The following is a 26,298-nucleotide window of genomic DNA, read 5'->3' on the forward strand; positions in this document are numbered from 1 at the left end:
GACATGACTGATACCGCCATTAATTCCGCAGAGCATAGTGCTTCTGCCATCTATCACAGGCACTTTGGCCCGGCCCTGCCGCAATCCAATTGGGTACCCGCGCCGCGGTATCTTCTAAGGCGTGATCGGGTTATGCGGCATCTCAAAAATCTGATGCCTTGCAGAGTGCTTGACATCGGGTGCGGACCGGCTGCGCTATTGTCAGAACTGGCAGAACAGGGTTTTGAAGCTTATGGCGCAGATCGTTCGCAGCAGGCCCTTGAACTGGCAGATAAGCTCAACACTCAAGCCAGCCCTATGACACTCTTGGCCGAGCTTGACCCGGATTGGAAAAACTCCTTCGACCTGATCATGTCATTTGAAGTGATTGAGCACTTGGAGCAAGATATTGAGGCCATGAGAGAATGGCAAACTTATCTGAAACCCGGTGGAACAATGATCTTGTCGACGCCTGCGCACCCATCCCGCTGGAATGCGGCCGACGTTTGGGCAGGGCATGTTCGACGCTACAGTAAAGAACTTTTAGTACATTCGGTTCAGGAAGCCGGCTTCACGGTCGAAACTATTGAGTGCTACGGTTTTCCTTTGGCCAATATCATGGAGTATTGGCGTGCTCGGGCCTATGGGCAGATATTGGAAACCAACGCCAAATCTGGTAAAACAGCGAACGACCTTACCAACGAGAGCGGTAGCGATCGTTCCATTGAGCGGCGCTTCTGGCCTGTGTTTTCTTCCATACCCGCAGTCACGGTCATGCGGCTTTTTTTCCAGCTACAACGCCCGTTCCTTAACACCGAATTTGGAAATGGTTTTCTTATAGTGGCGCGCAAAACGTAAACACATGGCTACCGCCCTGCGCTATATCGGCACCGCTGCTGCCCTGATCTTCATCGGAATCATTCTGGTTCGACACGCAGGAGACATTGCAGTGCTCGACCTCGGGTCAGGCCGCGCCCGTTATGCACTGCTAGGTGGGTTTACCCTTTATGTGCTGTCGCAGCTCGTAGGTGCTGTGGCTTGGGGGGTGACGCTAAACATCTATGACGTTGCCCTACCGCGCACACGCGCTGAAAGTCAGTTAATGGTATCGCAGATCGGGAAATACATCCCCGGCAATGTTGCCCACCTTTTGGGACGTTTCGCCCTCGCACGGAGTGATGGAGTGCCATCCGCAATTATTGCGTCATCTCTTTTGCTCGAGATCGGTTTTCTGCTCGCCAGCGGTGCTCTGGTCGTCGGAATTGTGCTCCTGACCATGCCCGATCTTGTCGCCGCAGTAATTGCAGACCTTCCAGGATCCTGGCTCGATGGACAGATGACAATCATCTTCTTCGGAATTCTGGCCTGCATCATGATTGGCCAGATTGTAATCTGGCGCAAAGCGGGAAAACCGAAGCTCACAATTTCAAAATGCCTGATCCTGTTGTTTCTGCATAGCTTCAACTTTTTGATGCTGGGTTTGTCACTTTGGTGTGTCGCACGGGCGATCTACCCTCAGGGTGGTGCCGGTATATTGCAATGCATCGCAATCTTTTCGACAGCCTGGGTCATCGGTTTTCTGATGCCGGGCGCACCCGGTGGTATCGGTATTCGAGACGGAATTATTGCTCTCGGACTTGGCCTTTTCACTGATCAGGGAGTCGGTCTAAGCGCTGCGATCGCGCATCGCGCGCTCTCGGTTCTGGGGGATGTAGCTGTGTTTGGGCTTGGCGTAACCCTGCGCCGATATCTAAGCAGTGGTGAGCACGAAGCTGTATAGGCTTAATAATTTGGATCGGGTCAGCCAGACAACTTGAATCGGAGTCTATCGTATCTGAAGGTCGCCATGCGCTGCTTCAGGCGCTAGGGTGCCGTCTTCTATTCGTTTCCAAACATAGTGCGACTTCTGGTGCGTACTACATTCCTTGAGCGCACCCAGCATCGCCCAAAGCCAGGCTTGAGGTCGTTCAAGTTTGACCCAAACCTATCGTGAGTTTTCAGCAGGCAACCGATCAATGTGCTTTTTCTCAACATCGTTCGAGAGGGTCGCGTTCAATCGCCACTCACCTAACGGGATGACCGGCTTGTTTGCGGCCTGTGCATCAGGTTCAAAAGTAACAACAATGGTTTCACGCTTGTCACTTTCATCAAGATCAAGCTGGATCATGAGCCGTGTAACGCCTGAATTCGGATTCTGCATCGCACATTCAGAATTGAATGCCGTTTCGCAAGGATTGGCTGAAAGTTGAGAGAAGGTGGCGTTTGGCGGCGACAGTATGCGTGCGGTTAGTTCTTTCCCATCCTGGCGCAATGTGGCCTTGGAGCCATCAACTGTTAACTGCGCTTCGGTATGCATTGCCCACGCCACCCGCCCCCGTTGATCAGGGCTAATTTCATCCTGAACCAACACTGTCGTTCCGTCGACAAGAGCTATGCCTCGTCTGACCGTTCCCTTGGGCTTTCCATAGGCGTCTGAAAGATCGGCGATTGCAAAATCGAAACCTGGAAACTGCGCCAATTCCTCAACATGCGCCCGCCCCGTTTCGATTTGATTTGCCATGTCAAAGGTCAGTGTATTCTGCCCGATCGTGGCGGTTCGATAATAGTCAAAACGTTTGTCAGTAAAGTAGCCGGGCAATTGGTAATTTCCGAGCCCAAGATCCACCCCCCAACGTACACCGTCGGCTTCAAGCACAAAGGTGCCCGCATCAAGGTCATTGTGATGGCTGCTAAGCGGCCCAGCCTTGAGGCCGATATAGCTGGCCTTAGGGTCATTCCAACCAGACCGCATGGTTACGATCCCAAGCCCTCCAGACCAATAGGATGTTGATCGGGCAGTGATTGGTTCACTATTGCTTCGCTGCTGCCAGATCAGCTCGAATGCTGGATGGGAAGACCGCATTTTGCTATTCATTTTAATGTCGTAGCCCGGGCGATTGAACCGCGACGCCAACCAGGTCAACACAACAAGGTCAGTGCTTGTATCGCTGTCTCCAAAGTTAAACAGCATGCCAGTTGGCCCAGATGCATGGATCAGGAACTCCCCAAAATCTTCCAACCCTACCATTTTAGAGAGATCAAAATCATGCCCGAGGACGGAAACAAGCGCATCAAACGCCACCGCCGCGTCCCGGGCGGACAAAGCCCCGTACATCGGTCCTTCTGGCCAAGCCCCATCCGGAGCGAACATTGCCAACCCATTTCTAAGTGAAACCTGCGTTTGCTCAATAATATGATCAGCCAGTTCCGGTTCTGTTTCTGACACAACCAGAGCGGCGACGATCATTCCTGCATTGCAAACGATGTTCCAGTTGAAGGAAGCAACGGGCCAGGCGATATCTGCGGTAGCCGTCCCATCAGGAAGCGACGCGGGAACAGACACTGGGTTCACCCAGCGTTGGGGGGCGATCCAACCCTTGTCATAATAATGCGTATCCAGATCGTAGATTTTGGCGGCTTCTTTCAACCCCTTCTCGACAAGTGCCGATCGAATGATTTGATGATCCTCTTCGTCCAGATTGTCACTAATCCAACTGTATCCGAGCGACACCGCCAATGTGACACGGCTTAATCCCAGAAAGTGTGCGGGCTGCCATGTCTCCAGTTCCGAAAATTGCAAGAGTTCGGTTCTGGCGCGATCAACATATCGACTGTCACCAGTCAATCGCCAAGCCAAAGCCAGTGTGGTGAGGCGTTCGACCGGACGTTGTCCAAATCCACGAAAAGCTTCGTGAAGTTGACCATCTCCATTCCGAACAGCCTCAACAATAGTAGGCGACTGCAAATGCTCTTCTGCACTGTCAATCAATGCCTGATAGTCAGCCGCGAACACCTGATCGGCTGAGCGCTGTGTTTCTATGCGCTGCACGATCTCATCCGTTAGAACGACTTGCGGCACTGAGTTTTGGGACAAAGCGCTTGTAGCGCAAAAACAAGCGAAGGACAAAACGAACAAAAAGAAGGCTTTAATCGGATTCACACTTCTAACGGTTGCGATCATGGGTTTCTTCCGCACTGGAAACGCCTGCAACCCGACTCTGCAGCGGTGGCCAAATTCTGTCAAAGACATCCGATTAGTTTGGCTTAGCAATTTGATATGCTAAACGCTCCGTCCGGCAGCCTATTGGAGTAATGTTTAAGTAGAGCCGGAAGGACAAACGATAAGAAAGCCAGCCACGAGAACCTAGCGCAAGCGATCCGAGCATTAATATTATGGTCGCATGGCTTGATCACGGAACCGAACCGGAAACGAGGCAAGAGCCCATCGATTTTCATGTGTTTGTTTTCGTTCCCGGCCTAGCGCAGACCGGGAACCACTTATTGGAGTGCTTCAGGCGATGGACATGCCGAGCGCTTCAAGTTGGACTGTCAGGGCGCTTTCTGCTTCGGCAACACTGTTCCAGTCATCAGCCGTCAGGTTGCCAAGGTCCAGATCCTCGGCCTGAACATCCTGAAGTGTAACGGTATGGCCGCCATTTCCGACAACTTCAAAGATAAGATCGCCATCAATTTCGGTGACCGACACATCGCTTTCGCTCAAAGCATTGAAATCGATGATATCTTCATCGGCATTAAAACCGATAATCTGGGTCTTTACCCCCCAGTTCCAGGTAAGCTCTGCCACATCCGCTTCAGCGCCGAAGGTTACAATTCCTGGGGTTTGGCTGTTTCCGGGTTCGTTGGTTCCACTACCGATATCTGGTTGGGTCGATCCCCCTTTCAGATCTCCGACCCGTGTCTGATAACCGTCTGTCGTCGCCCCGACAGGAGCCTGTGGGGTCAGCAGTATGGTGCGATCAACCAACGTCGCATCGTTCTGGTCAAAGCCAAATGGCACCTCGAGATTGTCTTCCATCACCTGATCAAAATGGAATTCGACCAGACCCGGGATCAGGTCAGCCTTGGTCACGCCGGTCAGCGTGATGCTTTGTCCGGTCGGCAAGGATGAGATCACCAGACCATCGCCACTGTCCTCGACGCTAAGCCGCTCGCGGGTTCCGAAATACAGAAAGCTGATCTTCATCGTTGAAGGATCAAAACCGTCAATAACTTCGTGCACGCCATATTCGTGGCTGCGAACATAGACTGTGTCAGCATCGCGAGGTCCTACGCCCTGCTCCCAACTAAGAACGCCGCCCATATCCTGACGGAGGTGTTCGTTGCCGACCACACCAAAGCTGTCGATGGTCACGTCCTGGAAGGTGACACCTTGCACGATTTGCGCCGCGTCCGACCATGGGCTGTCGATAACAATCTCGCCGGCCTTGGATTTGGTGAAGATCATGCCGTGAACCGACGTACCGCCAAAGTCCAACTCGTCCACACCGGGGTGGAATCCGGTTATGTCGTCAGCGTTGCTATCGGCCCGGTATTTCACCCCGCCCGTGTCTGTATTGCCGGTGATCGCGGGCGGATTTGACCCGTCTGCATCATAACTGAGGTCATAGCCCTCTCCGTCTCCCGGCGAGACGATAACTTGCCCCAAAGCTGTGGACACTTCGTTCAACACCGTCTGATCCGTGATAGAGAAATTGCTGAGCGAAAGATCGGACAGGCCAAAGCCAGTGAATACGATCTGCTTGGTTACATTGCCCGAGGTCAGCTCAATTCTAACGGTCTGCCCCAGAGCGTCCCCACTCTCTTCGAAAATCGAGAAGTTATCAGCCCCAATGTCCGGTCCGATTTCAATGACATCTCCCATCGCGGGCAGGAAGCCTTCGACCGTCTGTGCCTCGCTGGCAAGGCCCAGCATGACGTGCATATGTTGGTGGCTATGGCCACCGCCACCACCATCTCCGCCACCATTGCCACCGCTGGTCGGCATTGAACCATCAGTGCCTATCAGCCCAAGCACTTCAGCTGCGGCGGTATTGTCCAGAATAGTGAAGTTTGCCGAGCTCAGCTCAGCAAGTGTCACACCGCTGAGGGTCATGGACTGGTTGTTGGACGGGATCGAGAACACAACCGCGCCATCAACCTCGGCAACCTCCAACGCGTCTGCACCGACCCATGCGATGAAGATCGTATCGGTCGTAGGGTCGAAATCCGGGATCGTTGCATTCGTGCCCCAAGCCCAGTTAATCACCACATCCGCAGTATCTTCTGTGATGTCAGCAGTCCCGTTGCCGGTCGGTTCCGTGGGTTCCGGATGTATAACCGGTGGGACAACGGGCGGCGACGTATTCCCGTTATCGGTGCCGCCATTTGTATCCGTGGGCAAGACACCGTCGGTGTATACCTTGATAGCGTCTTCGATACTCGGCGCGTCATAACCGCCGAATTGCGAGACATACCGCAGGATCGAAGTACCGTATTCATCGGTGGATACACTTCCACCCTGAAGCAGAGCCAACGTACCCCATGCCCCCCGCAGGTGCGCGGCGGCCATTATGCCAGTAAGACTGAGCGTGACAGAGACGGCCTGGCCATTTTCCAGATAAGTGCGTGTCGTGCCGAGATAGTCGGACAGGCTCTCTCCCTGATAGCCCAGCCCGGTTTCGATGACTTGAAGATTGTAGCCAAACGCTTCTTGAATCGCGCGCTCCTGCGCTTCGGCGGTTGTGAACTCTGCCAGCGAATTCACCCCGTTCTTACCGGTCCATGTGCCATCCCAGGTGTTCGAAGCCGCGCCATTCCCATAATAGACATCATCGGTGTAATACCCGAGGTCAATTAACAGCGCCTCGCCGAACTGATATCCAACAAAACCAAGCGAGTTCATCGAGCGATAGGACATCGCGTCCCATTCATCACTGCTTAGATCAGACCAGCTGGAATAGCTTGGATAGAAGTCAGCAACGGCCCCACCGGCCCATTGGTTCAGCTGCCAATCCTGAATGATTCCTGCGTCGTATCGATCTCGATCCCAACCAGATTCAAATGCACGCAAAGCGTCGCGAAATTCTTCATATGTTCCATTACTCATCTTGAAACAGACTCCCATCTTGTCGTTGTTTCAGCCCAAGTGTTTCGGCTTTATTAGCCCGATGAATTCAGGCCCAACTTGCGTAACAAGTCAGAAGTTCAGGACACGTTAAGAGTTCATTAACGAATTAATCTGAGCGGATGCGGGCCTAGGCCAACCTTTTGATGCGCTAAAAAACGCTGTACGTCAGTGGGTTATAGCGGGGTTTGAGCAAAAGATCGGTGTAGTTGCGCGAGTCTTCGCCAAATTTGGAATGTCGCAATAATTAACTTTGCATTATTGCCAGATCGAACTGTTAAGAAAGCCTCAGCCGATCCAGACCGGCTGAGGCGTTTTTTTGTTATCAGGCGATGATCAGAGACCCCAATCCTGTGATTGCTGAGCCGTCAGCTCGCTGATGTGCTGCATGACATCGAAATGCTCATCAACACCCTGTACGCTGATCACCTTTTGGCCATTTGCCGTGACCCAGTGAGTGCTGGAACGCCATTCGATCTGAAGTTGATCCAGAGACGAGATCCCGAACCCTTCCAGATCGATAACAATCGAGTCGTCAGCCTCAAAATCCCGGATCACCTGACCACCATACTGGCTGCCCGGGCCGGTGATGACAAAAGTATCGCTGCCTTCGCCACCGAACATATTGGCAAACCCGGCTTCTGAAGACTGGTCTGCATCAAGGATGATGACGTCGTCGCCGTCTCCACCATTTGCATTGGTGATCATCGCGCCTTTGCGGATCACGATGGTGTCATTGCCGTCGCCGCCGTTCAGAGTAGCGAACTGATTGAGCGCACCGCCAACAATGTAGTCATCACCAGCACCACCATTCAGGGTCAATCCACCACTGCCGGTGTCGCCGATCATGTAGTCCCAACAATCGGTGCCATCTACGGTAACGAGCTCTTCGCCGACCTCGGCATCAATCCGGTTGCCATACTTTTCGAACCACTCCAGCGTGTTTGCACCAAAGGGCGGTTCGTAGACAACCTGATAGCCTTCTTCATCGTTGCCAACCAAGCTGCGCAGGTCGATGTATGACGGGTCAAATCCGTTCCCGTCATCGTCATAGCGCACGATGATCTCGTCTGTCAGCTTGTTGAACAGCATGATCTGGCCGTTTTCAATGCGGTGATCCAGATCGAACCAGCCGGTCATCCCGTAGGCGTCGAGGTCAATCTCGATACGGTCGCCTTCATCGGCATCGAAATCGGTGATCGTGTTCCCGCCGCCGTTCAGAATGAAGGTGTCAGCTCCTCCGTTACCGGTCAGCACGTCTTTGCCATCACCCGAGGTGAAGACGTTATCGCCCTCGTCTCCGATGATCACATCATCATGGTCGCTGCCATAGATGTTCTCGACGCTCCAGAGCAGATCATAGCCTTCCTTGTCGCGAATCTCGTCATTGAGATCGAACGGATTGGCGCTGTTGCCATGCCAGGCCCAGTAATACTCACCGCTGGCATCTTCCGCCTTGTTGTTCATGTCGACATAGATGCCGCTCAGGCTGTCACCATACCAGGCCGTGTCATTGCCTTCTCCACCATACAGCTTATTAAAGCCGCCACCGCCAGCCATGATATCGTCACCGCCAAAGCCGTAGAGAACATCATTGCCGTCATTACGGATTTCGGCCTCGTTTCCGCCGTGGGTATCGCGCTCGGACGTATAGGCTTGCAGAACGTCGTTGTGGTTTGTTCCCAACTGACGATCCTCGTCGTGAAAGCCGACCATCGAAACACCGCCGAACGCCCCGAATGTGACGAACTTGCTGGTTCCAAGACCTGCAAGGTCTTCACTACTCAGGCCAAGGTCGATCTTTTGGCCCAAGCCATAATGCGCACCATCCGGCCCCGTGATCAGAGCGGTTTCTTTCAACCGTTGAATGAAGGCATCTGTGTTCTGCTGCGAGATACTTGTTGCGCCCGGAAAGATGTTCGACGCCTCATCCCAATAGAAGGTTGTAATCACCTTGAACTTGTTGTCGGCCGGATCAAGCGCGACCAGATCGAATGCCGCGCCATCAACGATCGATGCCTGCAGGTCCAGCGTTACTGGCCCCTCCACGTTGACTGGTACAATGATCTTGTCTTCAAGCGGGTTGAAGTCGAGGATCTCGACCAGAGACACCTTCGGCGGGTTGACGGTTTCGACAACCTGCTCCTCGGTCTTGAACATGTTCTTGATCCCGTCGATCAGGCCTCTGGCAAGGTTGATGAACAGCTTCGCGCCCGGCAGCATCTTGGCGAGTGCCAGATTACCTGCCTCTTCCAGCCACTCTTCGCCCAGACCATTCGATTGGTTATGGTTGGGATCATGAGTTGTTGGTTCAGGCACAGAGCCAATAACGAACGTGTCGGCCCCTTTTCCACCGTAAAGCGTGTCGGCAGAGGTTTCGTCGATATGCCCGGTAAACAGGACATCATCACCGTCACCGCCGACAAGAAGGTCGTTACCAGTACCACCGTACAGTTTGTCGCCTTCATTCCCGGCAATCAGGATGTCATCGCCTTCGCCGCCAACAAGGATGTTCTTGCCTCCGCCGCCAATGATCTTGTCGTTGCCGGATTCGCCGAACAGCTGATCATCACCTTCACCTCCAACGATGTAGTCGTGGCCGCCGCCGCCGTAAATCACATCATTACCAGCATCACCGAACAACTGGTCGTTCCCACGATAAGCGATGATGATGTCGTCACCGTCACCGCCCGAGATATTGTCCCGATGATGATAGTTGGAATAGTAGTTCTTGATCGAGGTGCCGCCATCATAGTTATCCCAGTTTTCGGGGTTCCAACCGTGGATGACGTTATCCCCATCATTCCCTTCGATACGGGTGTAAAGATATGTCCCCTTGCTTTGCCCACTTGAGAGACGGTGCATCAGGTTTTCAAAGCTCACCTCACCGTCTGCCATTTTGTATTCACCACGGGCTTTGACATCGCGGCCGACATAGGTGCCGCTGGTGTCATGCAGATGGGTCCCATAGTTATCCCACCAACCGCTGTGGCCATCGCCAGGTGATTTACCACCGGTCCAGACGGGAATATCAGGTTTGTTGCTGGCTACAGTCTCGTCGTCCGAGGCTGAATCTTCCCAGACGTAGTCCTGCAATTCGCTGCTTTCTTCCGACAGCAGACTAACCGGCGGGATCACGATAGGATCGTCATCCGTTTCACCAAGACCAACCGATATGTTGAGCGTGCTCGCCGAGTTGGGCTGGAATTTTGATTTGCTAACATGTTTCATGTCTTTCCTCCTGTTTCCTGGATGGTCGACACCCGAGGTTCGGGCCCATACGCATCACAGATCATAGGAAAGATGTGGTTTTTCAGGCTGTTGATCTCAACAGGCGAAAGCCAGTTAAGTTGTTACAAAGTATGACAAAAATGGAATCCACGGCCTGAGAAAACCAGCAATCCGGCTGGCGCCTGTTTCAGGCCCCAGCCGGTGAGTTTGGTTTTCCCTTTGTTTGCCCGGGCGTCCGTTTCAACAGGAACTAAGACGCCCGGATTTTGGTTGTGCAGCGATAGATAATCGCTGAGTTTTCGCCCCACTTAGGCGACCATATCGACAAAGAAGCTGTCGGTCGGAACGGGGGTTCCGCAGATGTCTTCGCCGCCTGCAGTCGGTACGATCTCGCACAGCGGCGGAGGCGCCATTTCCGTCAGGTCATACTCATCCTCCGGTACTTCGGTGCCGCATTTGGGCAGCGGCAGGATCGGGGGTACAGCGATGACGTCATCACCCTGATCCAGAACGATCGGATCAAAGGGCAGCGGGTTCACTGCAACCAGATCTTCACCGTCCTGTGGCACTTCGGTGCCGCAACGGGGATCAGGCATGATCGGCGAAACTGCGGTCACATCGTCACCTTCACCAGCAGGAACCGCACCATAAGGCAGCGGGGCTACTGCGATCAGGTCTTCACCATCCTGCGGAACCTCGGTACCACACCGGGGGTCAGGCATGATCGGGGAAACTGCGGTGACGTCGTCACCTTCACCGGCAGGAACCGCACCAAAAGGCAGCGGGTTCACGGCAACCAGATCTTCGATGGGATCGGCAACCAGCGGATTAATCGGCAACGGATTTACAGCCACCAGGTCTTCACCATCGTTTGGCACCTCGGTTCCGCACTTTGGAAAAGGCTGAATCGGGGGCACGGCGATGACATCGTCGTTGGCTTTCTCGAAGCTCGTAGCGGTTACATGTTTCATTGTATTTCTCCTTGTTACACACTTTGTTTAGCACCCAAAAAATCTTAGAAACTTCCTCCTCGGGTATAACAAAAAGGTGGTTATCCGACCCCTTCATTACAACGCGAAAAAGGGGGCTAAATTGTTACAAAGTATGACAAAAATAGGCTCTCAAGCCGGGCATCATCTCTTTTCAGACAGGACGCGCTTCCAAGATGTGGACCAGCACCCGCTCAGGTACCACCTTCGCCCCTCCTCGCCTTCAGGATCGAAAAAACCAGCGCCATTTCTGGCGCTGGTTTTAGCTGTTTCTTCCTATTGGGCAGCTCACATCATGCGGTCGATCAGACCTCCCGGAACGTGGTCCGGATTTGTTTACTGAGAGGATCAAGAAGGTACTGGAACAAGGTACGTTCGCCGGTTTCGATGAAGACGTCAGCCGGCATACCCGGCAGCAGGCTCAACTGGCGGTCAGACAAAAGTCCGACAGCCTCCTCGCTTAGTGCAACCCGCGCCTCGTAGTAGGGTAAGCCAGTCATCTGATCTGTTTTCAAATCAGCCGAGACAAACTCAACGTGCCCATCCAACCGAGGGGCAACATGTTGATCGAACGCCCCGATCATCACGCTCGCAGCCTGGCCCAAGTCGACATTGTTGATGTCCTGTGGCATGACACTAGCGGTCACCACCAACCCGTCATCCTCGGGCACGATCTGCATCAGCGTTTCGCCCGGAGACACTACGCCGCCGACTGTATGCACCCCCAATTCATGCACGATGCCATCCGCCGGAGCCCGAAGGTCAACCCGCGCCAGCTGCAACGCGGCCGCGCTCCGACGTTCTTTCAAGCCATCCAGTTCGACCTCCAGCGAGGAGATCTCGTTCATCACCTGCTCGCGGAAGGTCTTTTCCAGTTGCAGGATATGGATACGCGTCTCACTGATACGACCACGGGCGACTGCAATCCGAGAGGTCAGGCCGCCACTATTACCGACAAGACTGCTTCTTTGACGCTGCAAAGTCGTCACCCGGGTACCAGGCACTAAACCCTTTTCAAAGAGCTGCGTCAGACCCTCCAATTCGCTGTCGATCAGTTTGATCTCTTCTTCGGAAGCCTCGCGCTGCGCCTCCAGGCCCACAATTTCCTGCTCTGCCTGTTCGATTTTCTCTTCCAAGGCCGCGACCTCACCATCCTGCGACAGACGACGTGCTTCCATCACCACGCGCTGCGTTGCGAGTGCGCGGTCAATTTTGTCTTCGTCTTTCCGGGCCGCAAGCTCCTCGGACAGTACGAGATCGTCCAGACCATCGCGCTCGGCCGTCAGACGAACTAACTGCGCTTCAAGCGCCACGAGCCTGTCATCGACCAAGGCTTGGCTGCCTGACAACAGCTGATCATCAAGTGTCAGAACAACATCGCCAGCCTGAACCCTATCTCCGTTTTTGACGTGAATGGCGCCGACAATACCTCCGTCGGGATGTTGCACAGCTCTGAGGTCGGACGAGACCACCACACTACCAGCCGTCACGACCGCCCCAGACATCGGGGCTTTCATCGCCCAACCACCGAATCCTATGGCGAGCACAGCAATTGTGACCAGACCAAAGCCGATGGATCGGGCAGAACGATCCCTAAACCCTTCGGTCTTCGTGTTGGAATTCTTGTTGGTATTCATGACTTCCTCCATTCATTCTGTTTACAGCGCGGGACTGGGTCAGCCCGTGGCGGCAACGATTTCTGTTTGTTGGGGTTGTTCGACGGTCTTCTGTTCAGCGGCAGGCCGTGCAGCTCCGGCGGCGGCCTGATTGCGTTGACGCAACCGCTCCATCACTTCTGTTCGAGGACCAAAATCTCCAGCGCGACCGTCTTCCATGATCAGAATCTTGTCGACTGAACCCAGCACACTCGCCCGGTGCGCGATGACGATCACAATCGCCCCGCGTGCCTTGGCGGCGAGAATGGCATGGTTCAGTGCGGCCTCACCCACGGCATCCAGATTCGAGTTGGGCTCGTCCAGAACCACCAGAAATGGATCACCATAAAGCGCTCGTGCAAGGGCAACACGCTGTCGCTGACCACCGGACAAGGCCGCGCCACGCTCGCCAACCGAGGTGGCATAGCCGTCTTTGAAGCTAGCGATCAGTTCGTGAACACCCGCTGCCTTGGCGGCGGCAATCACCATCTCGTCCGTCGCCTCGGGATCAAAACGCGCGATGTTCTGGGCGATCGTTCCGTCAAAGAGCTCAACATCCTGCGGCAGAAAGCCGATCTGGGGGCCAAGCTCCTCAGGCAGGTACTGGTCGATCGGCACACCGTCGAGACTGATGCTGCCTTTGGCCGCCGACCATGCACCAACAAGTGTGCGCGCCAAGGTTGATTTTCCGCTGCCGGTCGTCCCAATCACAGCCAGTGCCTCGCCAGCTTTCATATCGAAACCAACACCTTTGAGAACAGCGGCAGTGGCCATCGGAGGGGCAGCGATCAGGCCGTCAACGGTCAGCGACTTCTGTGCCTTGGGCATGGAAATACGACGGACAGCTTCGTCACCAGAAAGAGTTTGCTTCAGCTGAGCCCATGCTTGCCGGGCAGCAACCAGATTGCGCCAACTACCGACCAGAGTCTCGATAGGCTGCAAGCCACGGGACATGATGACCGATGCCGCAACGATTGAGCCAGCCGATATATGTCCATGGATGGCAAGATAAGCGGCGACCGCAAGAACGGCGGACTGAAGTGCCAGGCGGAACACCTTGGTAAAGCTACCAGACACTCCGACAGTAGTGGCCGCCTTAGCACTCGCACCAAGGTGGAGATCGTTCACATCCTGCCAGGTCTTGCCCAGATTGGACTGCATCCCCATCGCGCGAACCATTTCGGCATTCCGGCGGCCGGCTTCTGCCAGACGATTGCGCTTGGCTGAATGCTCAGACTGAACGCACGCGGCAGCGCGGACCTTGATATCCGTAACGATGGCAATGGCAACCAATGCCAGCGCGCCAATTACACCGACCATACCCAGCCACATGTGCATGGCAAAAACCAATCCCAGATAGACCGGGATCCACGGCAGATCGAACAAAGCTCCGGCACCCTGACCCGACAGGAAACCGCGAATTTTTTCGACATCTTGAATTGCCGCCGCAGGGTTGCCACCCGGACGGTTGCGCGACGGCTCGGACAAAGTGCAATCAAACGCTGTGCGGGCGAGCCTTTGTTCAAAGCGATGCCCCATGGCAACCAGCACACGGGTCCGCGCGCCGTCAATCAAGGCCATGAACAAGTACAGACCGGCGACAAGTGTGCTGAGCGCGACAAGCGTATTCACGCTTTGGCTAGACATCACGCGATCATAGATCTGAAGCATGAAAATCGGCCCTGTCAGCATCAATAGGTTCACAACACCGCTGAAAACGCCGGTGGCAATCAGATTGCCCCTCAGCGCGCGCCGGGCGCTGGCAAGTTGTGGATGAACGGATGAATGCTTTAACATAGCTGGCTCCCAATAAAAACTCTGTGGGTGATACTTGGAGACCAGCCGCCGATGCCCCAAGGGCTTGTCACACTTTGATTCAATTGACGAATTTGGCCGGTTGTTTGCCGATCTGGCGAAACCGAGTGCCCCGTAATGCGGTACCGGTGGGTGAAACCCCTTTGCGTCATCAGCGGCATGGTGGATGCAATTTCCGCTTGGGAATGCGGCGGTATTTGAATTAGCGTCCCAAGTGAGGGGGATGGGACAGGGAGCCTACGCGCAATGCGCTGGAATGATCTGACACTTCGAACACAAGTTATGAGCATCGTGCTTATCAGCTGGACGATTGTCGGCGTGTTCTCGGTAGTCACCGACGTGGTCCAGATCCGAAACTCTCGCGCTGAAGAGATCCGAAACAGGGGCGATGCCTTTCTTGCGCAGGTGGTTTCAACCCTGGCCCGCGTGCCCCCTGACAGCCGCTCCGAAGCAGCGCTTGGTTTCTTTCCTGCAGAATGGAGTGTCAGGGTCGGCACGCAGGATGCAGCAACCACTTTGGCCAATGGCCGCGACCGCCCGAATCTGGCTAACTGGCTGACGGCGCGGCTGGAACACCGTGGGATCGCCGTCGCGGAACTGTCCGTGGCAGACACGGTCGTTGACGCCAAACACGACCAAAGCGCGCTGTTGCAACTGTTCAAGAGCCACTCGGGCGAACCTATCGATGCAGAAAGCGTTGACGCGTTTCTGGTGAGCGTTTTTTCGGTCCGGCTCAAGGATGATGACGAATGGCTGAACTGCTATTTGCTCATGAAAAACAAGAACATTGTACCTTTGGTCATCGTTGGCTCAATCGACAGTCTGGTCGCGCTTACCCTGCTTTGCGCACTTGCGTTTCTTATTCAGAAAGTGATGCGACCGCTGAGCGCGATGGCCGTCAATGCCGAGTTGATCGGCCGGGGTGAAGAAGTCGGCCCACTCGTCGAGGCGGGTGCCATTGATATCCGCCACACAATTATTGCGTTCAATCGCATGGAAGCCCGGATTGTTCTGGCGCTTGAGTACAAGACAACCTTGCTTCGTAGCCTCGGGCATGACCTGAAGGGACCGATTGCACGGATGCACGATGCGATCCAGAAATTGGAACCAACAGCACCCAAAGAGCAACTGCTCAAGCGGCTGGAAACCATCAGCGATATTGTAAACTCCGTCACCAACCTCAACCGCGAAACGCATCACGATGGAGAGCTTGCACGCCTGGATTTGCGCTCCCTGGTTGAGGCGCTTGTAGATGAACAGGTTGAGGCGGGTCGCGATGTGACCTGCACAATCGAACAATCTGCGGTGGTCAAAGGAAGACACAACGCGCTTACCCGGGTTCTTAGAAACTTGTTGGAGAATGCGGTCAAATACGGGGGTCGAACAAATGTCTCTTTGACCACCTCGAACGATATGGCCGCAATTCACATAGACGATGAAGGACCAGGTATCCCAACCGAACAACTTGAAACAGCGTTTGAGCCTTTCCAGAGACTAGGCGCCACCGAGCCCGGCACAGGCCTCGGCCTTGCTATTGTCCGGGCGATTGTTGTCGATCAGGGGGGCACTGTTACGCTTGAAAACCGCCCTAGCGGGGGCCTTAGGGCTAATGTGCTTTTGCCGCTTGATTCCGGAGTTCAGCCTGGACGAAAGATGTAACCCTGCCCCCAGACCGTTCGAATATATTCCGGATTTGATGGATCGTTCTCGATCTTCGACCGCAACCGTTTGATCAGAGCATCAACGCTCCTGTCCCCTGCTCCGCCATGCTGCCGCGTTCGAGCGACGGCAAGTAGGTCTTCCCGGGTGCACAACACGTCCGGATTTTCAGCAAAAAACCGCATGACGCGCACTTCACTTGAGGTGAGGGTGATGAGCCGACCATCCTCGCTTTTGAGATGCCTCTCGTTTTCAACAAGCTCCCACTCTCCGAACCGTGTAACCCGGGATTTTCCCTGCGTTCCACCAGCACGCCTGCGCAGCACAGCACGCACGCGCGCGAGGAGTTCCAACTCGTTGAATGGTTTAATGATGTAATCATCCGCGCCCAGTTCCAGCAGGGAAATCCGCTCGGCGTCGTCATCAATCGAACTGATCATGATGATCCCGGCATCTATGCGCGAAGCGATCTCGTGACATAACACCTTACCACTAGTTCCTGGCATCACGAGGTCCAGCAGAAACAAGCTGTAGGTTTCATCAGCCATCATCAACCGCGCAGCGGGTACATCTTGCGCGTGTTCGATTTTGTACCCTTTGTCAGTCAGAAATGCACAAACACCCTGAGCAAACTCGATGTCATCGTCACAAATCAGAATGTGCTCATCATAGCCAGCGGATTGATCCGCGACGTCTTGCATAGCTCTTCTCCTCGGGACGATGCCTGTCGTTACGATAACAACATTTGCTATTCGAAACTGTCAATGTTGCAGAGAACGATCAAACTGTCCGGTACGCAGCGACCGCAATCGCCACTCATGGCTAAACCAGACAATCATCCACCGGGGCATTCCGGACGATTGAAAAGTTTGTCACGCCAAACAGCAAATTCCTCCAACTTCCGCCACATTCCGCAGGTGGCTGCGCGCAACAAAGCAACCTTTGTCAGAGGCTTGGTAGCAGGCCTTGTATTTGGTGTATCGCGTGCGCCCCGACTTAAGTGCAGTTTTGATCACGACAGCAGGCTCTGAACCAGATTTGGGTGCTTCAGAAACTCTAAATCGTTACTGCTGCGCCCATGCTACGATAGGGGCTCCAAGTCCGACAGAGTAATATCGTAGTCAGTTTCCACCAGGGCTATCTACGGCCTTGCGGAAATCCGGCTTAGATTGTTTCGATTTTCTCCAGCCAGCGCAGCAGCGCCGCCGTGGTTTGCCGCGGTTGTTCCAGAGTTGGCAAATGCCCCGCGTGTTCGATGACTTCCAACCGGCTTTGCGGCAACAGGTCATGCATCAATTCGTGGCGTTCGACTGGGCATAACGCGTCATGACGACCGCAAAGGACCAGCGCAGATCCCTTGAAAGCGCGCAATGTGTGACTTTGATCCGGGCGATCTCGTAGGGCCTTGGATTGGTTAACAAAAATCTCCGGCCCCAAGGCCATAGCCATATCCATGCATAGGTCCAGAATTGCCTGTCGATCAGGGCCATCGGTCAGATAGTTGGGCTTCATTTCCTCGGCCATCACATCGCGTAGCCGACCGTTTTTAACCGCCTCAATCTGGGGCTCACGCCTCGCCTTGACCTGATCCACCTCTGCCAGCGGGTTGGTGTCCATCAACGCCATCCCCGCTACACGCCCCGGTGCTTGCCGCAGTATTTCCATCGCAACAATGCCTCCCATGGAAAGACCGGCCAAGGCGAACCGGTCGGGCGCATGACTTAAAACCTCGGCGGCCAGAGCCTGCATCGTATCATGCGCACCAATGGGAGCGACAAATATCGGATATCTGCCAGACAATGCCCCAATTTGCGGCGAGAATAGCCGAGCATCGCACATCATGCCCGGCAAAAGGACAAGTGGTGTCATTTGACCAGAGCAGCCCCTTCGGCCAGCGCACCCAGTTTGGCATAGGCGATATCAGGATCGACAGCGCCAAACCCCGCAAAAGTGCCAAAACCGCAATCCGATCCGCCAATCACCCGCTCCGCTCCCACGATGTTCACGAACCGCTCAAGACGTTGCACGACCAGTTCGGGGTGTTCGACAAAGTTTGTGGTGGTATCGACCACACCCGGCACAAGTACCTTGTCATCCGGTATCTCGGACTTGCGGTCGCGGAACACCGACCATTCGTGTGCATGGCGCGGGTTCGAGGTTTCAAACAGCACATAGCGCGACTTGGTTGACATCAAAGTCGAGAACACCTTGTCCATTCCGATATCGCAGCAATGCGGACCTTCGTAATTGCCCCAGCAGATGTGAACCCGAACCTTGTCGGCGGGCACATCCTGCAATGCATGGTTCAGCGCTTCGACATGCATTTCGGCAATACTGACAAATTCCTCGTCAGAAAGGTCGGTGAACAGCATATGGCGCGACAGGGCAAGATCGGGACAATCCAATTGAATATCCAGGCCCGCCGCGACGATGGTTTCATATTCGGATTTCATCGCATCGGCCAGCGCGGCCAGATACGCCTCGCGCGTCGGGTAATAGTCGTTCTGCAGAAAAAGAGAGATCACACCCGGGCTGGCAGCATTCATAAATCCGCGCTCAATCCCGTGCTCAACCATGGCTCTTTTGAGGTTGTCGATATCCTTCTGCAACTCGCCCTGCCCTTTCGAGCGCACATCGCCTACGCACATGGGCCGCGCGTATTGCGGAGTTCCGCCATCATTCGCCAAACGTTGAAGAAAGCCCGGAAACATCTTCAGATCAGCCGGAGCGTTGCGCGGGCTGTCGCCTGCAAACCCGGTGTAGCGGTCCTTGACGTAGGTCGCGTAAGAGATTTTCGAAGTCTCGCCATCCGATACAATATCGATCCCCGCTGCAGCCTGTTTGCCTACGGTCTCGGACACCGCGTTCGTCATGCAGGCATCAAAATCTGTCTGATCGAACGGTTCCTCCCGCTCACGCGCGAAGATGAAATCGACGACTTCCTGACTACGCGGCAGACTTCCCACATGGGTGGTTGAAATTCGGGTCATCTTGTCATCTCCAATTCAATTACTTCCCTTTGCTGAGTCCAAAGTGAAGCACGGGTCACATACTGCGCGCCCCGAAAAAGATCGGAGCGCGCAACTTTGCCTTTATGCACCGGTCCAGGTAGCACCGGCGGGATCGTCCGTTGCCGTGATACGATACAGACCGGCCTCTCCGGTCATTGAGGGCACGATACTGTAGCTTTCACCTGACAGAACCAGCGCTGTATCGCCTGCGGACAAAGTTGTTTCATAGCCATCGACTGTAATCCGCCAATGACCACTCGCAGGCATGAGGACGACGGGCATATGCGCCGCGACGGGTTCGTTCAAACAAGAGCCGCGTCCGAGGAAATCGACCTCAAACCCCGGCTTGTCCGTGATCAGGGCATCTTCGCCAATCACTTTGGCTGGCTTGTTAGCGGAAAGCGCCATCAGATCCCAATAGCGTGCCACATATTTGCCGATAACATTTTCGACCGGAACTTCCGGATAGCTCTTAAGCTCTTCTTCGGTCAGCAGCGGCATGGGGCGCACGTTGTGGGGCAGTTCCTGACCCTTCTTGCTGTCATACAGCACGCCATTGTCGCCCAGCATCAGCCCATGCGCCTGAGCGTCTTCGATCACCTGTGGTGCCCAGGTGACACCGCCACCCGCATCATCGCCGCCCAGGATCGACATGATCATCCCATAATCCTGCCCGACATTTTCGAAACCGCGAAAGATGCCAGTTGGAATGTTAAATATGTCACCTTCCTCGGCAATAAACTCACCCGCGGTGCCATAGCGACCCCAGAAGAACCGCCAACGTCCTTTGGCGACAAAGAACACCTCGGCCGTGGTGTGGCTGTGCAGCGAATTCCGGCATTTCGGAGGTTGCCCCGCCGCGCCAATATTGAAACCGATTTTGTCGGTGATGTGGACATGCTGATCGGGGCTTTCGGATACGCCACCGCCGACGATTGTAAAGTTTTCCTTCTGGTCCGAACCGGGCGTGTGCGCGTCAATAAATGCAGTTTTACAAGGCTGCAGTTCGCCGTAGCGGACAATGCGTTGTTGGATCGTGCTCATAATGGTCTCCGTTCATTGAATTGGTACAAGAGGTCTCGATCCTCATGCACCCGGAGGGCGATCATTCAGCCGCCGCGCCCGCAAGGACGCCCGGTGGCCGTGGTACCGCCGGGTTCCTTCACTGGCATCCAATGCGACGCGCGTTCGAGACATCAGAGATCCCCGGTTTCCAACAGAAGCTGTTTCCAGACCGCGGTTTCATCGAACAAGGTCCATTCGCGTCGCAGCCTGATGTCGCCTCCAATCAACTCGCCCCATTCGGCATGGCTGATCCCCAACACATACAACTCAGCGCCTGTGGGTTTGCCGAACACGCCCCAACCGTCATGCTTGCCATGCAAGCTCCAGCGCAGGGCCGAGCGGGGCGGCATATTCGGATCATCGCGCCCGATCTGATGATGGATGGTGAAGGTTGCGCTTGGCATGGCGGCACGCAAAGACATCCAGAACCGATCAGCCGAATCCCAGCCATGGCCCGTGACACCGCCGGGATATTCGGTCTGCACGCCTCGGTCATACTCTCGTTCAATCGCGCCCATATCTGCATTCATTATCCGTGTCAGCAGATCCGCGTGGCGGTGTCCCCATTCATTGTCATTGCCGTACCCCTTGTAGGGGCCTTCGATGTCGTTCTTGGGTGACAGAGGCTTCACACTGGCCCCGGCCCCACCTTCACGCGCTATCAGATCGGCGGCATATTCCTTGGGATCCCAGCCCATTTGCCGAACAATCGCACCCTGATCTCGGATCAGCCATTCGTCATCGATCATGTTGTCGATGGCGTGGCAGTCGGCCAGAATTCGGTATCGCAAGCGTGTTCCGGTGGCTTTGCCATAGACACCATTGCCCCGGTGCGTGGCGGTCGACAGGATACGATGCGAGCTCAGCATGCCTTCTTCCGGGGTGCCCGACCAGATCACATCCTCGCCCAGCAGCTGACGGTCGGGGAACTCGGCCAACGTGGCCATTGTTGCACCAATGACATTCTGGTTACCCAACACAACCGAACCGGGCGAGCGGACGACGATGTCTGGGCTGTAATATTTATGCAAAGTCGCAATGCCACGGTCTTCCCAAATCTCTTTGGTGATGCCGATGATATAATCCGGGAAATCTTTGAATTTGGGATCAAATCCCTTCATGTCTTCCATCCTTCAGGTATGCGGGCGGAGCCGCGAACGATCAAAGGTCCGTCAATCTCGCTGCGGCGCGGCGCAGCAGCGGGATTTTCGATCTTGCTAAGTAGAATATCGACGGTTTCGGCAACCATCCGATTGGCAGGCTGACGAATAGTTGTCAGATTGTAGGCTGGCCAAGAGGCAACGGCGACATCGTCATATCCCAGAACCGAGACGTCGGCCGGAATTTGCAGGCCCAACTCGAACCGCAGCGTGTCCATCACAGAGATCGCCATGTGATCATTGGCCACGAACACAGCGTCCGGTGGATCGGACGCGAACATGCGTAGCGTTGCCTCACGCGCCTGTTCTGCGATGAAGTTTCCGGCTCCACGGGCGTGCAGTTTGACACCCGCCTCTTGCAGGGCCGCTACGAACCCCGCTTCACGATCGCGCTGGGTCGAAGCGCCCTCCCACCCGGCGATATATCCGATCTTCTCATGACCGCCAGCCAGCAGAAACTCGGCTGCCTTTCGGCCACCGGCGACATTGTCGGATGTAACCGATGACATAGTGAGGTCATCCTGTGCCCGATTGAACAACACCATCGGTACACCCACGGTCCGACAACGTTCATACAAGGTCGACGACAGGGCCACCGATGCCGCGATTATGCCGTCGACTTGAAAGTCGAGCAATTCCTCAACCACGCTATCGACGTTTTCGGCTTGGTTCGACGCCATGAATATCATCACATGGTAGCCGCGCTCCTGCAGCGTGTTCGTCAACCTTTCCAGTGCTTCAGGATAAAACTGATTATTCAGATACGCCACAACAAGCCCAATGATCCGGCTTTTGCCGGACACTACGGCACGCGCAAGGACGTTCGGCCGATAGCCCAGTTGCTTGGCGGCCTGACGCACCTTTTCAATCGTCTTCTTCGAGGCTGACGCCCCCGGAGTGAACACACGGCTAACGGCAGACTGACTGACCCCGGCGAGGCGGGCGACCTCCATGGATGTAACTTTTTGCGCCGCCATCAGTCTGCTGTCCAACCTCCGTCTATCATCAACGCGGTGCCCGTCACCAAAGCCGATGCATCCGAGGCAAGATAAACCACTGCCCCCATGATGTCTTCGATCTCGCCCGGGCGGCCCAACTTGATCTTGTCCAATATCCATGCGCGCTTGACCGGGTCATCAAAAGTCGACTTGGTCAAATCGGTCAAAATAAAAGTTGGGCAGATCGTGTTGACCCGAATTTTTGCAGGACCGAACTCCAGCGCCATCGCCTTGGAAAAGCCTTCGACTGCGAATTTTGACGCGCAATAGACGGCCCTTTCCCGCCCGCCCACATGGCCCATCTGGCTGGAGATGTTCATCAGCGATCCGGGGCGCCCAGCTTCTAACAATCCTTTCGCCACCGCTTGGGTCAGAAAATAGGCTCCTCGGACATTGACATCCATTACCGCATCAAAATCCTCGGGCCGTGTGTCCACGGCCCTGCTGTGTCGGGCCAGACCGGCCGAGTTCAGCAGGATATCAAACGGCCCGTTTTGCGCCACAGCATCAGCAGTGCCTGCAACGTCAGAAACATCCAGTTCAAGTACATTCGCCAACCATCCCCGAGCGTTCATCTCTGTTGCCAGATCCTGCAACGCATCCTTGCGCCGCGCCGCCAGTGTTACTTCGGCACCATGCTCTGCCAGCGCTACGGCACAGGCCATGCCGATACCGGACGACGCGCCCGCGACCAATGCGCGTTTGCCGTTAAGATTGAAACTTGGGGTGCTGGGAAATTGGGACATATCAGACCTCGCCAACCGGAAATGGAATGCGGCCCGGAACGCGCGCCTTGTTGAACTCTCGCAAACGGGCAAAGACGTCAACACCCAGCTGGCGATAGGTATCCAGCAGATCAACCAGAATCCAGTTCTCGCGAATCTTGCCATTTTCAAGCCGCCAGAAATCGAGGCTGCGCAGCGTGATCTTCTTGCCCGACGGTGCGATCCCCATCCAGCCATCATTGGTGACAGTCTGGATCATGTTGGGCCAACCCGTAACAGCCGCATAGTCACCGTCGCCAAAGAAATGACAGGTGATGTCATCTACATCCTGCCCGCGATCCGGCATTGCGTTGAGGAATGGAATCTGATGCCAATTACGGAACCCCGCAATACCCCGCCCTGTGCCGATCCCCGAGGGGCCGTACCAGTTCATCCGAGGATGCCAGAACCGCTCCATCTCCATCACCTCCGGACCACCTTCTGCGGGATGTTTGGTCAGATGATTCAGCATGTCGACAATGTGCTGGCAGGTCTCTTTGCCCTTGGCCTTGTCATACGGGCCGGGCACCAGCCCGTCCTGCGTCGCTGGTCCCGGAACATGCCATTCCCGCCCCAAACCGGGTGCCATGGGCCAGGCCTGCGCTTGCATCATCACTTCGGGGATGTCCCAAAGCGCCTGCACCTCGGCGATTTTGCCATTTTCGATCCGGTAAAACTCGTGAAACCGCATGGTGACCTGATGGCCTGTCGGCGGAATCTCCAGCCATGGCCCCGCGAAAGTGCCGGTATAGTACCCGCCGCATCCAACCCAATCAGCCCCGAATTCATCAGGTCCAGCCATGACGATATAATCGCGACGCTCAAGATCGGGCCATGCGGTCAGAAGATCGCGATAGCAACAATCGTAATAAGCACTACTCCCATTGGTGTCGCCAAACGGATAGCTCAGATGGAACACAGCGTCGGGAGAACAAATCTGATCCAACGCCTGCCGGACACCGGCTTCGGTAAAGTCATACATCGCAGCCCTGACCTGTGCGATCAGGGTCTTGTGCTCAGTATGCCTGTCACTCATTCTGCGGCGTCCCTATAAGGTGCAGGCGCGCCGTAGGGGACATTGATGCCGCCGTAACGCCGTACGCGGACGTTACATTGCTCGGCGTGCCCCACAAAACCTTCGAGCATACATAGGCGCGAGCCATATTCGCCGATCAAGGTTGCCGCCTCATCAGTCAGAACCTTTTGATAGCTATGTGTTTTCAGATATTTACCCACCCATAGACCACCAGTATAGCGGCCAGCTTTTTTGGTAGGTAGCGTGTGATTGGTGCCAATAACCTTATCACCGTTCGAGACATTGGTACGCGGTCCAAGGAACAATGCGCCATAACAAGTCATGTTCTCAAGGAACCAGTCGTCGCGATCGGTCATGACCTGCACATGTTCAGATGCAATGTCATCGGCGACCTGCAGCATCTCGTCATACGTATCGCAGACGATCACTTCGCCATATTCCTCCCATGATACTTTTGCGGTGCCCGCTGTCGGTAGAATGCCCAGCAGCCGGTCCACCTCGGCCATCGTGTCCTCGGCCAGTTTGCGAGAATTGGTCAGCAATACGCAGGGGCTGTTATATCCATGTTCGGCCTGACCCAGAAGATCGGTCGCGCACAGCTCTGCGTCTGCGGCAGTCTCATCAGCAATCACCATGGTCTCGGTCGGGCCGGCAAACAGGTCGATACCGACACGACCAAATAGCTGACGTTTAGCTTCTGCGACAAAGGCGTTACCCGGACCGACAAGCATGTGGACTGGATCAATCGTCTCGGTTCCCAGCGCCATGGCGCCGATGGCCTGAATGCCGCCCATCACGTAAATCTCATGCGCCCCACCCAAATACATGGCGGCGATCACCGCTGCATTGGGCTTGCCCTGGAACGGAGGGGTGCAGGCGATGATACGCGGCACGCCTGCTACCGAGGCCGTCGCCACCGACATATGCGCCGAGGCCACCATCGGGAATTTGCCACCGGGCACATAACAGCCCACCGATTGTACGGGGATGTTCTTGTGGCCCAGAATGACGCCCGGCAGAGTCTCAACTTCGATATCCAGCATCGAATCGCGCTGAGCTTGTGCAAAGTTGCGCACTTGCTCCTGCGCGAATTTGATGTCCGCCAGCTCTCGATCCGTTAGCTGATTGATCAGGTCGTCGATCTGGTCTTGAGACAACCGAAACGATGCTGGCGAATAGTTATCGAACTTCTCGCTTAGCTCGCGTACCGCAGCATCGCCACGTGTTTCGATGTCTTTCAGCGTCGCTTCGACGACAGCGCGTGTTTTGGCGTCATCCTCGGCCCGGTCAGCATCGGACTTACCACGTTTCAGATACTCGATTGTCATTGTCCTAATCCTTAGTTTCAGGCCGGGGCGGAGACTTCTCACCCCGGTCAAATGCTTCCCAGCCTTCACCGTTAAACAGATCGACACCCAGCTGTGCCGCTACATGGGCGAAATCCACATTCACCCAATTGTCGACGATCTTGCCGTCGACCACTTTCCAGAAATCCATATATCGGATCTCGACCCGCTTTCCGGTGGGGGCGATCCCCAGGAACTCACCCGAATGGGTTGCTTCCTGTCGGCCAAACGCAGCCGCCCATTCGCCCATGTAAAGGCGCGCTTCGTCGATGCAGGTCTTGTCCGAAAAAGCCGCCTGAAACGGGCGTTGCCAATTGTCCTGAAACTGTTTCAGGCCAGTTTTTGTGCCGCAGCCCTGATTGCCCATCCAGCGGAAGCCTTCCGAGAAGAATTCGCCGATGTCATCTATGCGGTGATCGTTCAGACCATCCACCATGGTTTCAATCACACGGCGGGTGTCTTCTGTTTTGTCTAGGTCCGTATCACGTGTCAGCACGGCCTGTTCCGGGCGGGAACCCTTCATCTTTCTCATCCTTGTATTGGTGCCAATAGAAATTCTGTCTTCATCGGGTAGCTCAATCAGCTGACAGAAAATCCCTCGGCATCCGGTTGAGCGCCGGGTGGCGGCCAACGGCGTTATGTCTTGC

General features: G+C 55.1%; 19 protein-coding genes. 3 read left to right on the top strand and 16 right to left on the bottom strand.

Features of this window, described 5'->3' with window-relative positions:
* Positions 1-3: 3 nt before the first annotated feature.
* Together ACR0NM_RS08650 and ACR0NM_RS08655 are read left to right on the top strand one after the other, a co-directional pair.
* Positions 4-837 (top strand): class I SAM-dependent methyltransferase, encoded by an 834-nt coding sequence (locus tag ACR0NM_RS08650; RefSeq protein WP_480614114.1) that lies wholly within the window; start codon positions 4-6, stop codon positions 835-837.
* Between the two features lie 4 nt (positions 838-841).
* Complete coding sequence (locus tag ACR0NM_RS08655) at positions 842-1,759, top strand: hypothetical protein (protein ID WP_480614116.1); 918 nt, start codon at positions 842-844, stop codon at positions 1,757-1,759.
* Positions 1,760-1,963: 204 nt separating this feature from the next.
* Here the strand turns inward: ACR0NM_RS08655 and ACR0NM_RS08660 are convergent, their stop codons facing one another.
* The 6 genes from ACR0NM_RS08660 to ACR0NM_RS08685 form a co-directional block, all read right to left on the bottom strand.
* Positions 1,964-3,445, bottom strand: a complete 1,482-nt coding sequence (locus ACR0NM_RS08660) for a heparinase II/III domain-containing protein (protein ID WP_480614118.1) — start codon at positions 3,443-3,445, stop codon at positions 1,964-1,966.
* Between the two features lie 864 nt (positions 3,446-4,309).
* On the bottom strand, positions 4,310-6,904 hold the full coding sequence (locus ACR0NM_RS08665) for a hypothetical protein (RefSeq protein WP_480614120.1): 2,595 nt from the start codon (positions 6,902-6,904) through the stop codon (positions 4,310-4,312).
* Positions 6,905-7,258: 354 nt separating this feature from the next.
* Positions 7,259-10,153, bottom strand: a complete 2,895-nt coding sequence (locus ACR0NM_RS08670) for a calcium-binding protein (protein ID WP_480614122.1) — start codon at positions 10,151-10,153, stop codon at positions 7,259-7,261.
* Positions 10,154-10,461: 308 nt separating this feature from the next.
* Complete coding sequence (locus ACR0NM_RS08675) at positions 10,462-11,124, bottom strand: hypothetical protein (protein ID WP_480562188.1); 663 nt, start codon at positions 11,122-11,124, stop codon at positions 10,462-10,464.
* 323 nt (positions 11,125-11,447) lie between these two features.
* Positions 11,448-12,779 (bottom strand): HlyD family type I secretion periplasmic adaptor subunit, encoded by a 1,332-nt coding sequence (locus tag ACR0NM_RS08680; protein ID WP_480614124.1) that lies wholly within the window; start codon positions 12,777-12,779, stop codon positions 11,448-11,450.
* A gap of 39 nt (positions 12,780-12,818) precedes the next feature.
* The gene (locus ACR0NM_RS08685; RefSeq protein ID WP_480614126.1) at positions 12,819-14,594 is read right to left on the bottom strand and encodes a type I secretion system permease/ATPase; all 1,776 of its coding nucleotides are present in this window, start codon (positions 14,592-14,594) and stop codon (positions 12,819-12,821) included.
* A gap of 300 nt (positions 14,595-14,894) precedes the next feature.
* Between ACR0NM_RS08685 and ACR0NM_RS08690 the strand changes: the two genes are divergently transcribed.
* Positions 14,895-16,271, top strand: a complete 1,377-nt coding sequence (locus ACR0NM_RS08690) for a sensor histidine kinase (protein WP_480614128.1) — start codon at positions 14,895-14,897, stop codon at positions 16,269-16,271.
* Here the strand turns inward: ACR0NM_RS08690 and ACR0NM_RS08695 are convergent.
* The 10 genes from ACR0NM_RS08695 to ACR0NM_RS08740 all read right to left on the bottom strand — a co-directional run bounded on the left by ACR0NM_RS08695 (position 16,250) and on the right by ACR0NM_RS08740 (position 26,174).
* Positions 16,250-16,972, bottom strand: a complete 723-nt coding sequence (locus ACR0NM_RS08695; protein WP_170561885.1) for a response regulator — start codon at positions 16,970-16,972, stop codon at positions 16,250-16,252. The genes ACR0NM_RS08690 and ACR0NM_RS08695 overlap by 22 nt on opposite strands.
* A 463-nt stretch (positions 16,973-17,435) precedes the next feature.
* Positions 17,436-18,140 (bottom strand): alpha/beta fold hydrolase, encoded by a 705-nt coding sequence (locus ACR0NM_RS08700; protein ID WP_480614130.1) that lies wholly within the window; start codon positions 18,138-18,140, stop codon positions 17,436-17,438.
* Entirely contained in the window at positions 18,137-19,261 is a 1,125-nt protein-coding gene (locus tag ACR0NM_RS08705) for a cobalamin-independent methionine synthase II family protein (RefSeq protein ID WP_480614132.1), read from the bottom strand. Before ACR0NM_RS08705 ends, ACR0NM_RS08700 begins: the two co-directional genes overlap by 4 nt.
* A gap of 102 nt (positions 19,262-19,363) precedes the next feature.
* A complete protein-coding gene (locus ACR0NM_RS08710; protein WP_170663400.1) occupies positions 19,364-20,326 on the bottom strand; it encodes a cupin domain-containing protein in 963 nt (320 codons plus the stop codon).
* A gap of 152 nt (positions 20,327-20,478) precedes the next feature.
* The gene (locus ACR0NM_RS08715) at positions 20,479-21,468 is read right to left on the bottom strand and encodes a nuclear transport factor 2 family protein (protein ID WP_480614134.1); all 990 of its coding nucleotides are present in this window, start codon (positions 21,466-21,468) and stop codon (positions 20,479-20,481) included.
* Positions 21,465-22,484 (bottom strand): LacI family DNA-binding transcriptional regulator, encoded by a 1,020-nt coding sequence (locus ACR0NM_RS08720; protein ID WP_480614136.1) that lies wholly within the window; start codon positions 22,482-22,484, stop codon positions 21,465-21,467. The genes ACR0NM_RS08715 and ACR0NM_RS08720 overlap by 4 nt, the downstream gene beginning before the upstream one ends.
* Complete coding sequence (locus tag ACR0NM_RS08725) at positions 22,484-23,251, bottom strand: SDR family NAD(P)-dependent oxidoreductase (protein ID WP_480614138.1); 768 nt, start codon at positions 23,249-23,251, stop codon at positions 22,484-22,486. The genes ACR0NM_RS08720 and ACR0NM_RS08725 overlap by 1 nt, the downstream gene beginning before the upstream one ends.
* Position 23,252: 1 nt before the next feature.
* Positions 23,253-24,305 (bottom strand): ester cyclase, encoded by a 1,053-nt coding sequence (locus ACR0NM_RS08730; protein WP_480614140.1) that lies wholly within the window; start codon positions 24,303-24,305, stop codon positions 23,253-23,255.
* A complete protein-coding gene (gene hisD, locus ACR0NM_RS08735; RefSeq protein WP_170394087.1) occupies positions 24,302-25,633 on the bottom strand; it encodes a histidinol dehydrogenase in 1,332 nt (443 codons plus the stop codon). The genes ACR0NM_RS08730 and hisD overlap by 4 nt, the downstream gene beginning before the upstream one ends.
* Positions 25,634-25,637: 4 nt before the next feature.
* Complete coding sequence (locus ACR0NM_RS08740; RefSeq protein WP_170407056.1) at positions 25,638-26,174, bottom strand: ester cyclase; 537 nt, start codon at positions 26,172-26,174, stop codon at positions 25,638-25,640.
* Positions 26,175-26,298: the final 124 nt, after the last annotated feature.

The organism is Ruegeria sp. AF2 (genome assembly GCF_056542025.1).